Below are 14,588 nucleotides of genomic sequence, written 5' to 3' on the forward strand. Positions count from 1 at the left end.
TAATACACAGGCAAAGCGGAGGGAGCGTATATGAAGATCAACCGCTTGATCAAGACGGGCCCGTTGCCGAAAGGCCCCTCGATGGATATGGGCGAACTGCCGCAGTACATCCCGGATTCCATCGTTATCTGGGGTTGTCAAGCGAACTGGCTGGTCAGCCGCTGGGAGGTCTGTCAGGCACGTCAGACACCTCAGGCAAGTAGGTTGGCATTGGCTGTCGCGCCTGGCCGAAGGAACCGTGAAGCGGGGTTTCTCCCTGCGGAGCTCGACCCCGCGATGGTGCTGATCACTTCGGGCTAGATATTCGCTGGGCCTGGGGTGACGCGTGTTCGTAGGATCCGTGCATGACGGACGAGGATGAGCGGGCAGTGCAAGCGGCCATCGATGGTGAGTTGCGGCTTCTCGATCCTGAGGTGCGTGCTTCTCCGGCCCTTGTTCGGGAGCTTCTGGATCCGGAGTTCACCGAGATCGGAGCCTCTGGACGCTGGTGGGACGCGGAGTCGATTCTCACGGTGATGGCGGGATCGGTGGCTTCGGAGTCGCCGGTCAAGGTCAGCAAGATGTCTGGGGTCGTGCTGGCTCGGGGGTTGTCCACCTGACGTAACTTTGCTGACAATCAGGGGCGCCGGGCATGGCGGAGCTCTCTATGGCGCCTGACGGAGACTGGCTGGCGCGTCTACTTTCATCAGGGCACTTTGGCTGGTCGCTCCGAGCAGTGATGCCCTCAGGCCAGGAGTCCCAGAGTTTCGGGCGTTTCCCAGGCAGCCAGATGCCGCTCAGGGTCGGTTTCCTCCTGCGCGCACTGATTGATCAGTTCGGCGAGGGCTTGCCGGTCCTGCTTAGGGAGGTCCTGAAGGAGGGCCATCATCGGCTCGAGCACCTCCATCGTGGCCTCGGGCGTGATGGTGTCGTCGTCGATGAGGTCCAGCCTGATGACGATCTCCAGAGGGCCTTGGCGAGGGTGCGTTCGAGCGGGGTCATGACGAGGCTGTCGGGGACCACTGAGTAGCCGGGTGCGGCAAAAGGGCGTACGACCCGGTGTCCCTGTCTGCCTACCCGCGAGCTGATCGCTTTGCGCCAGCGCTCCGGCAGGCCGCGGCGGCGGCCGGCGAGCGCGTCAGCGATCATGGCCAGGGCGGTCAGGTGCGGGGAGATCGAGATGGACAGCTGCGGCGTGGAGGTCATACGCAGTTCGCTCCACACAGTGGTGCTGGTTACGTCGGCTCCTTCAGGTCGGAATCGATCAAGTAACGATGTCCGAACCTATTCCTGACGCTTTCCCCTTACTTGACGCCCGCTTGCACGGTTGACGTGCGAGCTTTGCGCCCTTTGGCCCGGTCGGCCGAGCGCGCCGCTGCGGCGGCCGGGCTTCACCGGCCGCCGCAGCGGACGCGCCACCGGTCACCAGTCGTCGCCCCCTTCATCCCCCTCGAAGAACTCCTCGACCACTTCCTCGACGATCTCACCCGCCACGAGGCCTCCCACGACGCCCGCGGCGCCGGCGGCGGCCACCGCCCCCAGGCCGGGACCACCGTGGTGCCCGCCGTGGTGGACCGCGCCGTAGTGCCCGCCGTGGTGCGCGGGCCCGTACTGGGCCAGGCCGTCCAGCCAGCGGCCCAGCTCGGCCGCCCAATCCGTGTGGAGCGCGTCCTGGTGGCTGACGTGGAAGCGGCCGATGGCGTCGTTCGACGAGAAGCGCCCGGTACGCTTGTCCGCCTCCAGCACCACCGCCAGCCCGGCGGGATCGGCCACGAAGGTCACCTCGACCTCGCCCACCCGGCCCGCGTACCTGCCGGTCGGGTAGAACTCGATCTCCTGGTAGAACGGCAGCTCCTGGTGGACCCCGTAGAGGTGGCCCGCCTCCAGGTCGGCCGACTTGAAGCCGAACCCGAGCCCCAGGAACGCCTCCAGGATGCGCAGCTGCGAGGGCAGCGGCTCGATCGCCACCATGTCGAGGTCGCCCTTGTCGACGGCCTTGGCGATGGCCAGCTCGGTGCGCACGCCCACCGCCATCCCGGTCAGCGGCTGCCCGCCGATCTCGCTGATCGGCGCCTCCCACGGCACCGGCAGCTCGAAGCCGACGACGCGCTCCTCCCCTTGGCGCAGCGTGAACGGCCCGGACACCTGGAGGCGAGAGAACTCGCCGAGCCCGCCGTGCTCGCCGTCGCCGTACTCGATCTCCACCCGGGCCACCAGGCCGAGTGTGATGTGCTCGATCTCGGCGTCGAAGTCGCCGCCCTTGAGCCGTACCTCCCCCCGCAACGTCCCACCCGGCTGGGTCCTCGGGGTGGACAGGACGGTGTCCACCGAGGGCGCGCCGACGCCGAAAGCACCCAGCATCCGTTTGAAGACCACGGCTCTGTTCTCCCTGTCGAAGATCGGTTGTGTGCCGCTGAGCTAACGATCCGCGCGGACGCCCGAGTTCCGGGGCTCGCCACTTGCGCAAATCCGGGGGAACGCGTCGTCCGCCTTGGCCCCCGTTCGCGGCCGCGCACCGACGATTACGAATGCATTGGGCCGGACGATAACGATTAGCTGTGAACCTCGCTCGCAGTGTGCCCCTTTCCCGCCTGCCGTGGAACGCTACAGGCGGCATGGCGATGGCGAGGATCGGGTGAGATTCGAGTGGCATCGACAAGCGGGGGATGGATCTGGCGGCGGCTCGGCCGGGCGGCCGCCTTATCGGCGGCCGTCACGCTGGTCGTGACGGGCTGCTCCGTCACCGACCGGGCGGAGCAGGGGACTACTGGAGCGCAGCAAGAGCAGCCCCCTGCCCAGTCCCAGCCGGCGCCGGAGGAACGGCCGCAGGTGGACGAGGGCTGGCCCCGCTGGGGCTTCACCCACACGGGCGTCAGCGCCAACAACATCAACCCGGGCTTCGAGCAGGAGGTCGCCAGGCGGCTATCGCAGACCCCGATGCTGCAGAACCAGCACATCATGGGCTTCGGCGCGCTCAACCCGGAGCCGTACCCGGGGCAGTACTTCTGGGAGGACCTCGACAGCCGGCTCAACCTCATGAAGCAGTCCGGCGGCGTCCCCGTCATCACGCTCTGCTGCGCCCCCGACTGGATGAAGGGCGGCCCTCAGGGCCCCACCGAGGACTCGGCGTGGCGGGAGCACCTGGAGGACGCCCCCTACCCCCAGCACTTCGACGACTTCGCCAAGCTGGCGGCGGCCGTGGCCTCGAGGTACCCCGACGTCAAGTACTTCATGGTGTGGAACGAGCTGAAGGGCTTCTGGAAGGACCACTCCAAGCCCGCGGACTACAAGGGCTACACCGAGCTGTACAACAAGGTGTACGACGCGGTGAAGAAGGCCCGGCCCGACGCCAAGATCGGCGGCCCGTACCTCGGCTTCGACAGCAACAGGAGCGGCGACTCCGAGCTGCGCGGCGACTGGGGGGTCGTCAACCAGAACGCCCTTGACGCCTTCAATTACTGGTTCGAGAACAAGAAGGGCGCCGACTTCGTCGTGGTCGACGGCGCCTCGCCCACCGACGCCCACGAGCTGCTGCCCGACGAGTTCGGGGCGCTGGCGAAGTTCGGCGCGGTCACCAAGTGGCTGCGCGGCAAGGTCGGCGACCTGCCGGTCTGGTGGTCGGAGTGGTACTTCGTGCCCGAGGACGGCACCACGTGGCCGGAGCCCAAGCGGCTCGCCGTGCAGGCCGCCTCGATGATCGAGTTCGCGCGGAGCGGCGCCGCCACGGCGCTGTACTGGAACCCGCAGACCAAGGGCAGCGCCTGCCAGGCGTGCCTGTGGGACTCCAGGACCGGCGCGGAGACGCCGACCGGCCGGCTGCTGGCGAACTTCGTCAAGTGGTTCCCCGCCGGGGCCGAGCTGGAGCCGGTCACCTCGTCGGACGCCAAGGTCAGGGTGCTGGCTCAGCCCGAGCAACTGCTGCTGGTCAACACCGCCGACGCCGAGGTCACCACGACCGTGGACGGCGACGAGCACACGCTCAAGCCGTACGAGATCAAGTGGACCGGCCGCTGAGCGGCCGGGACGCCGCGCTGCCCTGCCGCAGCAGGGCGAGGGCCGCCTGCTTGGCCAGCTCGGCGGCCTCGCCCTCGCCGTGCTGGTCGGCGAGCACGGTGGCGCCCTCCACCAGCATGAGCAGCTGCCGGCCCAGGGCCTCCGGATCGCGGGCCCCGGCCCGGCGGGCGATGCCGGTCAGCAGGTCGAGGTGGCGGTCGAGGTGCCGGGCGGCGACGGTCCGCGGGGGGCCTTCGTGCCACTGGGTGGAGGCGTTGACGATCGCGCAGCCACGGAAGGCGGGCTCGGCGTACCAGCTCCCGAGCGCGTCGAAGACCGCGGCGAGCTGGCCGGCGGGGTCGTCGCCCGCGCTGTCGGCCGCCTCCCGCAGCCAGTGCACGACGTGGTCGCTGCGGGCCTCGAGCACGGCCTGGACGAGCCCGTCCTTCGAGCCGAAGTGCCGGTAGAGGGTCTCCTTGGACGCGCCGACGCTCGCGCACAGCTCCGCCACCCCGACGCCGTCGAGCCCCCGCTCGTACAGCAGGGTCGTGGCGGCGCGCAGGATCGTCGCCCGGGTCTGCACGGGGTCGAGCGAGGCGCCTTTGGGTACGGGCATGCAGTAGATGGTACCGGACGGTTCCAATTCACCGCTCTGCGCACCTCTGGTGAGGTTTTGGAAAAGATCTATACTTTTGCTCGAAACTGGGCTATCTGGAGGACGAGCGCGCCTGGGCGCGGATCACGAGCTGGGTGCGGGCGGCCAGGGCCCGCGCCGCCCTGCGGCACGGCCGCCACGGGCTGATGGGCCACCTCTACCCGGGCATGCTGGACATCTCCACCAAGCTCACGCTCGTCTCGGCCAAACTCGGCGGCCACGTCGAGGTGCTGGAGTTCGACGACCTGCGGGTACGCGTGGAGAAGGCCACCGACGCCGAGGTCGCCGCCAAGCGCGCCGAGACCGAGAAGATCTTCGAGCTGGCCGACAGCGTCAACGACACCGACCTGGAGTGGGCCTGCCGCGTCTCCGTCGGACTCGACCGGCTGGTCGAGAACTTCTCGCTGGACAGCGTCTGCGATTCTCTGTGTTTACCTAAGGGTTTCCGGCAAATCGGGTGGGCGTGGCCGTGACGGGCCGTCCCCGTACTCGCCGAGGGCGAGTACCGGGGTGGCTGCGACGCGGTGGAAGCCGGTCCGGTGCTGAGAATCGCGTACAAGCCCTGTACGGCCCGCCGGTGGGTGGGTCGCCTGGGGTGCTTGGCCCGCCGGACGCTGTCCATTCCCCGGGGGGAATGGGGCGGGCACCGTGCGCCGGTCGGGCACACGGCTGGAGGTCTTCGCATCGTCTGACAGGTTGCTAACCGGGTGAACCGCGGTGCGGGGCGGTCGTTTCGGGGTGGGGCGGTTCTTGGATCTGTCCCGCGCCTCGGGTCGGGGGTGCAGGTCGGTTCGGGTGCGGCGGGCTCGCCGGGCGGAGCGGGTGGGCTTGCGTGTGCGGCGGGTGCGGGCCACGTTGCCCTCCACGACCTTGCCGATGGTGCGGGTGCCGGTGGCGCGGTGGGTGCGGGTGGCGTGCTGGCCGAGCAGCCCGCGGGCGAGGATGCGTTCGGCCGCGGCCCAGTCCCGATCGCACGACAGGCCGCAGGCCGGGCAGTAGGCCCACGCCCAGCCCCGCTCGCCGAGCCGGTCGGGGGCCGGGCAATGCTTCAGCAGCGAGGTGCCGTCCCCGCAGCGGGGACAATACTTGGAGGTGCCGCGGGCCGGGACGGTGACCACGGCGACGGTGTGCTTGGCCGCCAAGTGCCGGATCGCCTCGACGATCTGCCCACGCACCTGCCCCGACAGGCGCGTGTTCGCCCGTCCCCGGCGCCCGCGCGCCTCCAGCGTGGCCAGGTCCTCCAGGTAGATGACCGTCGCCCCGGCCGCGGCGGCTTGGTCGACCGCCCAGCGGGCCGCCGACCAGGCCAGCGCACGGTTCAGGCGCCGGATGCGCGCGCACAGCCGCTCATGTTCGACCCCGGTGCTCTCGTAGACCCGCATCAGTTCCGGGAAGCGGGGATCAGCGATGCCCATGCCGGACAGGAGACTTTCCTGGTGCCGATGTTTGGTGGCCAGGTGCTCCCGCTCGGCCCGCAGCCGGTGCAGTTTGGCCGAGATGCCGGTGGCGTCGTAGGCGAGTGGCCGCCCATCGGAGATCACCCGGCCGCCGTCGGTCAGGCGCCCGGTCACGCCGGTGAGCAGCGTGTTGAGGCCCCAGTCGAACCCCGTCCCGATCACATGTCCGGCGGCGGGCACGAAGCCGATCAAGGTCTGGAACGGCAGATCAACGCGCACCCGGCCCTTCTTCACCCGCAAGGTGGGCGTGCACAGCGTCGCCTCCGGTGGGACGGTCGGCGGCAAAGCCACATCCAGCACGTGCCAGGCCCACTCCCGGCCGGAGGCGGGAGCGGCCACCAGCGGCAGCCGCACCCGCAACCGGCCGCTGTGGTCGCCGGTGCGCTCCAGGGTGACCAGCTGCCGGTCCGCAGCGGCCAGCACGATCTGCGCCGCGACGGTCGGCGGCTGCTCCAGATCGGTCAGATCGGCAGGCAACGCGCCATGCTCGTCGAGGTACGCGCGGATCTGCCGAGTCCGGTTGCGGATCTCTGCCACGGTTACCCCGTCCGGCAGCGCAGCGCGAAGCAGCTGCCATTCGGCGCCGGTGCGCGCTCGCGGGTTCTGTGGCCAGGTTGCCAGGATCGCCGCCACCAGGCGGCGGCGGTGCAGCGCCAGCCGCAAGGTACGGGCGGCCTGCTCCTGCGCGCAGCGCACCACCCGATCACAGACATGCACGCCCGAGACAGGGATCGTGCCCCAGCCCAGCCGACGGACAGCCATCCAGCCCTTCGCCGGCAACCCGCGCCCGTCCAGCCCGACCCCGCGGGCCAGCGTATCCAGATCCGCCGCATTCCACCGGGAGGCGATCAGACGGGCGGTCAGATCTTGTGCCAGGCCGGCCAGCCAGGCGACTCGCTGCGCCAGCAGCGGCTGAGGGACGACCTGACCGGTCTGCTCCATGATCGCGCCATGAGCGGTGCAGGTTGCGGTCGCGGTGAGCTTACTCAACGACCGTCCCGTTTCCGGGACGGGCCGAAGGCGACAAACGACCGCGCCGATCAGGCGCACCACAACAACCGTGGCCATGCTCGACCGCCTCCAGTAGCGAGCGGCACGACGGCATGCCGTCGAGCGGCGCTCGTATCGGCAGGCGCACCACACGACCGGCATATCCTGACCGCAGTCCAACCGGCACGCCCTGCACCCCCGCCCACACCGAGCTTTCACAGTGAGTGACCGCAAGGCTACCAGCGCTTGACCCTGCCGGATAGAACATGTGAGCGACACGCGCATCGGCTTGACCACCAGGGAGAGGCGCGTCCATCGGCGTCCCTCGGCCGATCACCACCGCAATGCCGCAACACCCGCGAAGACAGGTCCGCATCGGGTGCACGCCCAGACACTTGGCTACCGCCGCCAACCTCGACAGAGCCATGGAGAGATCAAAACCGAGCCTTAGGCTTAGGTTCCCATAGCGAAAAGGGATGACCGTTCAAACCCTGGCGTACTACCACCGCGGCCTGGACGGGGAGATGCACGAGCGGCTCGGCGCCGGGATGATCCTGGGCGCGTCCCTGCTCACCGCGCGCGGCATCCCGGCGGCGGGCGAGTACGAGCTGCGCACCAGCCTGGCCATGCTGATCATGGACCGGCTGGGCGCGGGCGGGTCGTTCACCGAGCTCCAGGCGCTGGACTTCCACCGCGGCCACGTCGAGATGGGCCACGACGGCCCCGCCCACCTGGCCATCAGCGCCCGCCGGCCGCTGCTGCGCGGGCTCGGGGTCTACCACGGCAAGCGCGGATGGGGCGTTTCGGTGGAGTTCGACGTCAAGCACGGGCCGGTGACGGCGTTCGGCATCATCCAGCGCCGCGACGGCCGCTTCGCCCTGGTGGCCTCGGAGGGCGAGACCGTGGACGGGCCGCATCTGCAGATCGGGAACACCACGTCCCGCGTGGACTTCGGCCGGGATCCCGGCGAGTGGACCGACGACTGGAGCGCCACCGGCATGTCCCACCACTGGGCGCTCGGCACCGGCCACCGCGCCGCCGAGCTGAAGGCCCTCGCCCACCTGCTGGAAACGGAGTTCATCCAGATCTGACCCCACCTGACTGCGTTTCGCGATTACGTCAAGCGAGATCTTCCTCGGCGCCGTTTTCCTAGATCTATGCGCGAGCACAACGTAAGAAATCCGCTACATACGTGCGAGTATTCTGCCCGATATGAGCGGTTTTCGGCGATTGCCTCGCTCACGTAACGTGAGCGAGGCGGGCTGAGGGCGGTGCTGGGGAACAGCGCCTCGCTGAGCGGCTCGTCCCGCCTGGACGAGCTGCTGGTCGAAGCCGTCGTCGGCACGGGAGCGCACATCGGCGCCACGTACCTCAAGGACGAGAACGGCGAAGTCCTGCGGATGGACGCGCAGCTGGGACTCCCGAAGCCGATCGCCAAGGCGTGGGCCAGGGTCAGGATGAACGACCCCGTGCCCATCGCCATGACGGTGCGCGAGGGGCGGCTGTTGTGGCTCGCCGGCAGGGAGGACCTGGCGCGCATGTTCCCGGCGGCGGCGCTGTCCGTGCCGTACCACTTCGCGGTGGCCGCTTCCCCCCTCCGCAGCGACGACACCGTCTGGGGCGGGTTCCTGCTGCTCTGGCCGGGCGGGCGGGTTTCCCGGCTCTCCCAGGCCCAGCTCGACGTCATCGGCGACGTCGCCACCCGGATGGCCCGCCTGCTCGATGAGGCGGCCGGGCAGGGGCGCCCGATCACGCCGGGGCCCCGGCCCCGCGCGCTCGACCTCATCCCACAGGCCGACCCACGGGCCGACCCACGGGCCGACATGGTCGCGCTCGACTGCCTCAACCGGCTGCCCGAGGGCTACTGCTCGCTGGACACGGAGGGGCGCGTGACCCTCCTGACGGCCCCTGCCGCCGACCTGCTGCGCAGCTCCGCGTCCGAGCTGCTCGGCCGGTGTCTGTGGGAGGCGCTGCCGTGGCTGGACGACCCCGCGTACGTGGACCGCTACCGCGCCGCGGTCGTCGGCCGCCAGGCCACCCACTTCACGGCGCGCAACCCGGCGGAGCAGCAGCTGTCGTTCCGCTTCTTCCCCGGCCTGACCGGGATCACCATGCGCATCGCGCCGAGCGCGGGCACCCACGTCCCCGGCCGCCTGGCGGGCGGCGCCGAGCGGTCGTCCAGAACGATCGCCCTGCACGAGATGCTGCACCTGGCCACCACCCTCTCGCGGGCGATGACCGCGCAGGAGGTGGTCGACCTGGTGGCCCACCACGTCATGCCGCTCTACAACGTCCAGGCCCTGTGCATCCTCACCTCGAAGGGCGGGCGGCTGCGTGTCGACGCCTCGCGCGGCTACAGCAAGAGGGCCATCGAGGAGTTCGACGGCCGTCCCCTGATCCCGCCGAACCCGGCGAACCACTCCTTCGACGCCTGCCAGCCGGCGTTCTTCGCCACGTGGGACGAGCTGCGCCGGGCGTATCCGGACGCGGTCCGCTCGGACGACATGTCCGCCTGGGCATTCCTGCCGCTGGTCACCTCAGGCCGTCCGATCGGCACGTGCATCCTCGCGTTCGACCGTCCGCACCAGTTCAGCGCCGACGAGCGGGCCACGCTCACCGCGCTCGCCGGGCTGATCGCCCAGGCGTTCGAGCGGGCCCGGCTCTACGACGTCAAGCACCAGCTCGCGCAGTGCCTGCAGCGGAGCCTGCTGCCGCGTACGCTGCCCGAGATCCCCGGCCTCGAGCTGGCCGCCCGCTACCTGCCCGCCACGCCCGGGATGGACATCGGCGGCGACTTCTACGACCTCATCCGCCTGAGCGACACCATGGCCGCGGCGGTCATCGGCGACGTGCAGGGCCACGACGTGACCGCCGCCGCCCTCATGGGCCAGGTGCGTACCGCCATCCACGCCCACTCCACCGCGGGGGCCAGCCCCGGCGAGGTGCTCGCGCACACCAACCGGCTGCTCAGCGACCTGGCCCCCGACCGGTTCACCAGTTGCCTGTACGTCAGCCTCAACCTGCGCAAGCGCACCGCGTGCCTGGCCAGCGCGGGCCATCTGCCGCCGCTGCTCGGCCGGCCCGGCTGGCGCACCCAGGTCCTCGACCTCTCCCCCGGGCTGCTGCTCGGCGTGGACCCCGACGCCGAGTACGCCACCTCGGAGGTGCCGCTGCCGCCCGGCTCCGTCCTGACCCTCTACACCGACGGCCTCATCGAGGAGCCGGGCGTCGGGCTCGGCGAGGCCATCGACGAGCTGGCCGAGCGCTTCACGCCCTCGGCCGGCGAGTCCCTGCACGACCTGGCGGAGTCGCTGATCAAGGGGGTCACCGTCGAGCAGCGTGCGGACGACATCGCCGTGCTCCTCTGCCGGACGTGAGCCCCGGACGCGAGCCCGTCAACGGCGGGCGTGGCTCAGCAGGGCCGCCCCGAGGGGTGTGACGGTGTGGATCACGTTGCCGCCGGACCTTCGGCTGACGATCAGGCCCGCCTCACGGAGCACCTGGGTGTGCTGGCTCACGCCAGAGGCCGAGATCCCGTGCCGTCGGGCCAGCTCGCCCGTGGTGGCCCCGTTCACGGTGGCGTGCAGGATGGCGGCGCGGGTGGGGCCGAGCAGCCGGGCGCCGGGGGTGCCGGCCGGCGACTCCCGCGGCGTGGCCGGCAGGTGGTCCCGCTCGATCGGGTAGACCAGCACCTGCGGCAGCTCGGGGTCGGCCAGCGGCACGGGCGCGCCCCAGCAGAAGTACGACGGGATCAGCACCAGCCCGCGCCCGCCGAGATGCACGTCCCGGTCCACCGGGTGGTCCATGGTCAGCACGGGCGGCCGCCACCGGATGGCCGGGCGGAAGCTCGCCAGCATGTTGCCGACGCCGCCGTCCAGGTAGGCGCGCCCGCGCATGGCCCGGTCGGCGTCCACCATGCCCTGGATGTCCGGCCAGTAGGGCGCGATGGCGGTGTCGAAGTAGGTGTGCAGGCTGTCCCGCAGGTCGTGGAAGGCGTCCATGCGGCCGTCGGCCAGGCCCCACGCCCATGACGGCGTGCCCGTCCTGCTCGCCAGCTTGTCCAGCTCCCTGCGCAGCAGCCGCCGCGGCGTGCTCAGCACGGCGTCCACCCCCGCGTCCAGCCCGAGCACGCCGTCGGGCGGGGTGAGGAAGTCCGGGAAGTACGACGAGGTGGCCGGGAAGAGCGGGGCCAGGACGCGCCGCACGGTGGCCAGGCCGTCGATCCTGGCCAGGTCGTGGCGGGTCTGGTGCCGCCACGCGGCGAACGCTCCCCTGCCCCTGCGCCCCGCCAGCCGGAACATGCTCAGCGCGATCTCCCACAGCGGATCGGCCGTCGCGGCGACCCGGGTACGTGCGAGGTCTTCGCTGGTGAAATGGATCCGCAACATCGGTCCTGGTCGCCTTTTCCCGCGGTTCGTCGTGCTCGAGCTGGGCTTTTAAGCCATGACGTCAGAGCCTGGACCCGCGGCGGGGCCCGTGAAGACGATTATCGGCAAACGGGGCGGGAACGGTAAAGGGACAGCCACATGGCGTTACGATTCCATGTTCTCGGGCAGGTCGGCGTCACCGTGGGCGGGGAGGTGCTCGAACTCGGGCACCGCCAGCGCGAGCTGCTCGCGCTCATGCTGCTGCGCGCCAACGCCACGGTCACCGTGGACCAGCTGGTCGAGGTCTGCTTCTCCGACCCGGTCCCGGCCTCGGCGCGCCGGCAGATCCAGAACACGGTGGGACGCCTGCGCAAGGCGCTGGCCCCGGCCGGCTGCCCCGGGATGATCAGGACCATGCCGGGCGGCTACCTCCTGGAGGCCGGGCCCGGCACGCTCGACCTGCTCGAATGGGCCGAACACGTCGAGACGGGCCGCCGGGCGGCGGCGGAGGGCAGGGAGGAGGAGGCCGTCGCGTCGCTGCGGCGCGGGCTGGGCCTGTGGCAGGGGCCCCTGCTGTCCGGGATCGACCTCGTGGGCGTCGAGGCCGAGGCGACCGGCATCGAGGAGGGCCGCATGGCCACGCTCGAAGAGTGCCTGGAGCTGGAGCTGCGGCTCGGCAGGCACCGGGAGCTGCTGCCCGAGCTGGCCGCGCTCACCGACCGGCATCCGCTGCGCGAGCGCCTGTGGGCGCTGCGGATGCTCGCCCTCTACCGGTGCGGAGCCAAGGCGGACGCGCTGGCGCTCTACCAGACGGCCCGCGCGACGTTCGTGGCGGAGCTCGGTCTCGAGCCCGGCCAGCGGCTGAAGCGGATGGAGCAGGCCATACTCAGCGATGGCTCCTCGCTCGACCTGGACGGGAGACCCTGTCCGGGGCAGCTTCCCGCCGACGTGCCGGACTTCACCGGGCGGGAGCGGGCCGCGCTCGAGCTCTGCTCGGCGCTGCTGCCCGAGGCCCCGGGCGCCGCGGTGCCGGTCGCGATCGTCACGGGCAAGGCGGGGGTGGGCAAGACCACGCTCGCCGTGCACGTCGCGCACAGTGTGCGGGAGCGTTTCCCGGACGGCCAGCTGTTCGCCCGGCTGCGGGCGGTGCGGGATCGGCGGGTCGAGCCCGAGGAGGTGCTCGCGGACTTCCTGCGGGCGCTCGGCGAGCAGGTGCAGGACCTGCCCGCCGGGGTGGAGGTGCGCGCGGCCAGGTTCAGGGAGTGCCTGTCCGGGCGGCGCGTGCTGGTCGTGCTGGACGACGCGCTCGACGAGGCACAGGTACGTCCCCTGCTGCCCGGCGGCCCGGGGTGCGCGGTGCTGATCACCGGCAGGTCGCGGCTGGCCGGCCTGCCGAGCACGGGCCGCATGGAGCTGGCGGAGCTGGAGCCGGCCCAGTCCGTACGGTTCCTGGGCCGGGTCGCGGGGGCGCACCGGCTGCGCTCCGAACCGGCGGCCACCGGCCGGCTCGTCCGGCTGTGCGGGAACCTCCCGCTGGCGCTCAGGATCGCCGGCGCCAGGCTCGCCAGCCGGCCGCACTGGCGGGTCGGCCACATGGTCGAACGGCTCGGGGACGAACGCGGGCGGCTCGACGAGCTCGCGCACGGCGACCTGGAGGTGCGCAGCAGCATCGCGCTGTCCGCCGAAGGGCTCGACCCGGCCGCGCTCCGGGTGCTGTCCGCGCTCGCCCACGCCGACACGCCCGAGATCCCCGGCTGGGCCGCCCTGGCCGCGAACGGCACGCCCGACCTCGTGGACAGCCTGGTCGACGCCCAGCTCCTGCAGGTGGCCGGGCACATGCGCTACCGCTTCCACGACCTGGTCCGCGTCTACGCCCGCGAGCTCGGGGAGCCGGACGTCACACGCGTGCTGGGCGGCTGGCTGGCACTGGCCGAGCGGGCGCACCGCGCCGTCTACGGCGGCGACTACGCCATCCTGCACGGCACGGCCGCCCGCTGGCACCCGCCGGGCATGGAGATCGTCGACACCGACCCCATGTCCTGGTACGAGGCCGAGCGCCCGAACATCGTGGCCGCCGTCCGCCAGGCCGCCGCCCTCGGGCTCGACGAGCTCTGCTGGGATCTGGCCGTGAGCGCGGTGTCGCTGTTCCAGACGCGCGGCCACTACGACGACTGGGAGGAGACGCACCGCGTCGCGCTCGGCGCCACCCGCGCGGCGGGCAACGCGCGGGGCTCGGCCGCCCTGCTCACCGGGGTGGGCCTGCTGGAGGCGTACCGGCACCGCTACGAGCCGTCGGCCGCGGCCGTCGAGGAGGCTCTGGAGCTGTTCGAGCGCTGCGGCGACCGGCACGGCTGGGCGCTCGCGCGCGCGGTGGCCGCGTTCGCGGCAGGCATGAGAGGGCTGTACGGCGAGGCGGTCGAGCAGTGCGGGCACGCGCTCGACGCGATCCGCGAGGCGGGCGACGCGGGGGCGGAGATCCTCGTGCTCAGGCTGCTCGGGCAGCTCCTGGTGGACCTCGGCCACCTCGACTCCGCCCGCCCGTACCTGGACGAGGCCCTGGCCGCGAGCAGGGCGGTGGACCAGCGCGCCCATCCCGAGGTCGTCTACCGCATCGGCGAGCTGCTGCTCGCCTCGGGCCGGCTGGACGAGGCGGAGCAGGCGTTCACCGACCTGCTCGGCACCGTCTGCGGCCTCGGCGATCAGCGGGGCGAGGCGTTCGCCCGCTACGGCCTCGGCTACCTGCACCTCGAGCGGGACCGGCACGCCGCGGGCGAGGAGTTCCTGTGGCAGGCCATCGAGCTGGCGGGCGCCGTGGACGAGCCGCTGGTCGAGGCCAAGGCGTGGCTGGCGCTGGGCGCGGCGAGCAGGTCGCGGCGGGACCACGAGGCCGCGCTGCGCAGGCTCGGCCGGGCACGGCAGCTCGCGATGGCCATCGACTCCCCCATCTGGCAGGCCCGCGCGCTGCACCAGCTCGCCGAGGTGCACAGCGAGCGCGGCCACAAGGCGGCGGCCGCGTCGGCGCGGGCCGGGGTCCGCGAGCTGCTCGCCTCCATCGGGGCCCAGGACCCGGACCTCGGCGCGGGCGTCCCCGCCAGCACGCAGCCCCCATGCCAAGGAATGCGCTCGATGGCGATATAGCTCCCACTA

The 14,588-nt window shown here is 71.5% G+C and carries 12 protein-coding genes; 7 read left to right on the forward strand and 5 right to left on the reverse strand.

The genetic code is table 11. The annotated features are described in order from the left end of the window. The first annotated feature begins 30 nt into the window (after positions 1-30). Together ABN273_RS41360 and ABN273_RS41365 are read left to right on the forward strand one after the other, a co-directional pair. Positions 31-300, forward strand: coding sequence for a hypothetical protein (locus tag ABN273_RS41360; RefSeq protein WP_349454862.1), 270 nt, complete (start codon positions 31-33; stop codon positions 298-300). A 44-nt stretch (positions 301-344) separates the two neighbouring features. After that, positions 345-599 carry a nuclear transport factor 2 family protein gene (locus ABN273_RS41365; RefSeq protein ID WP_349454863.1) on the forward strand — a complete coding sequence of 85 codons (255 nt, stop codon included), beginning with the start codon at positions 345-347 and terminating at the stop codon, positions 597-599. Between the two features lie 125 nt (positions 600-724). Here the strand turns inward: ABN273_RS41365 and ABN273_RS41370 are convergent, their stop codons facing one another. Further along, positions 725-886 (reverse strand): hypothetical protein, encoded by a 162-nt coding sequence (locus tag ABN273_RS41370; protein WP_349454865.1) that lies wholly within the window; start codon positions 884-886, stop codon positions 725-727. 515 nt (positions 887-1,401) lie between these two features. Next, complete coding sequence (locus ABN273_RS41375; RefSeq protein WP_349454866.1) at positions 1,402-2,355, reverse strand: sporulation protein; 954 nt, start codon at positions 2,353-2,355, stop codon at positions 1,402-1,404. Positions 2,356-2,625: 270 nt separating this feature from the next. On the opposite strand from ABN273_RS41375, the gene ABN273_RS41380 reads away from it, so the two are divergent. Then, positions 2,626-3,993, forward strand: coding sequence for a glycoside hydrolase family protein (locus ABN273_RS41380; RefSeq protein WP_349454867.1), 1,368 nt, complete (start codon positions 2,626-2,628; stop codon positions 3,991-3,993). On the opposite strand, the gene ABN273_RS41385 is transcribed toward ABN273_RS41380, so the two are convergent. Continuing rightward, a complete protein-coding gene (locus tag ABN273_RS41385) occupies positions 3,974-4,588 on the reverse strand; it encodes a TetR/AcrR family transcriptional regulator (protein WP_349454868.1) in 615 nt (204 codons plus the stop codon). The genes ABN273_RS41380 and ABN273_RS41385 overlap by 20 nt on opposite strands. Positions 4,589-4,722: 134 nt before the next feature. Here ABN273_RS41385 and ABN273_RS41390 point away from each other — a divergent pair, with 134 nt between their 5' ends. Then, positions 4,723-5,100, forward strand: coding sequence for a hypothetical protein (locus ABN273_RS41390; RefSeq protein WP_502911205.1), 378 nt, complete (start codon positions 4,723-4,725; stop codon positions 5,098-5,100). Here ABN273_RS41390 and ABN273_RS41395 read toward each other — a convergent pair. Continuing rightward, positions 5,059-7,074, reverse strand: a complete 2,016-nt coding sequence (locus ABN273_RS41395) for a zinc ribbon domain-containing protein (RefSeq protein WP_349454869.1) — start codon at positions 7,072-7,074, stop codon at positions 5,059-5,061. The two genes, ABN273_RS41390 and ABN273_RS41395, sit on opposite strands and share 42 nt — an antisense overlap. Positions 7,075-7,550: 476 nt before the next feature. Here ABN273_RS41395 and ABN273_RS41400 point away from each other — a divergent pair, with 476 nt between their 5' ends. Continuing rightward, positions 7,551-8,165, forward strand: a complete 615-nt coding sequence (locus ABN273_RS41400; RefSeq protein WP_349454870.1) for a hypothetical protein — start codon at positions 7,551-7,553, stop codon at positions 8,163-8,165. 180 nt (positions 8,166-8,345) lie between these two features. Next, entirely contained in the window at positions 8,346-10,451 is a 2,106-nt protein-coding gene (locus ABN273_RS41405) for a SpoIIE family protein phosphatase (protein WP_349454872.1), read from the forward strand. 18 nt (positions 10,452-10,469) lie between these two features. Here ABN273_RS41405 and ABN273_RS41410 read toward each other — a convergent pair whose 3' ends face one another. Then, positions 10,470-11,462, reverse strand: coding sequence for an ArsR/SmtB family transcription factor (locus ABN273_RS41410; RefSeq protein WP_349454873.1), 993 nt, complete (start codon positions 11,460-11,462; stop codon positions 10,470-10,472). Positions 11,463-11,600: 138 nt separating this feature from the next. On the opposite strand from ABN273_RS41410, the gene ABN273_RS41415 reads away from it, so the two are divergent. Then, positions 11,601-14,579, forward strand: a complete 2,979-nt coding sequence (locus ABN273_RS41415; RefSeq protein ID WP_349454875.1) for an AfsR/SARP family transcriptional regulator — start codon at positions 11,601-11,603, stop codon at positions 14,577-14,579. Positions 14,580-14,588: the final 9 nt, after the last annotated feature.

Source organism: Nonomuraea sp. B19D2 (assembly GCF_040137845.1).
Lineage (GTDB): Bacteria > Actinomycetota > Actinomycetes > Streptosporangiales > Streptosporangiaceae > Nonomuraea.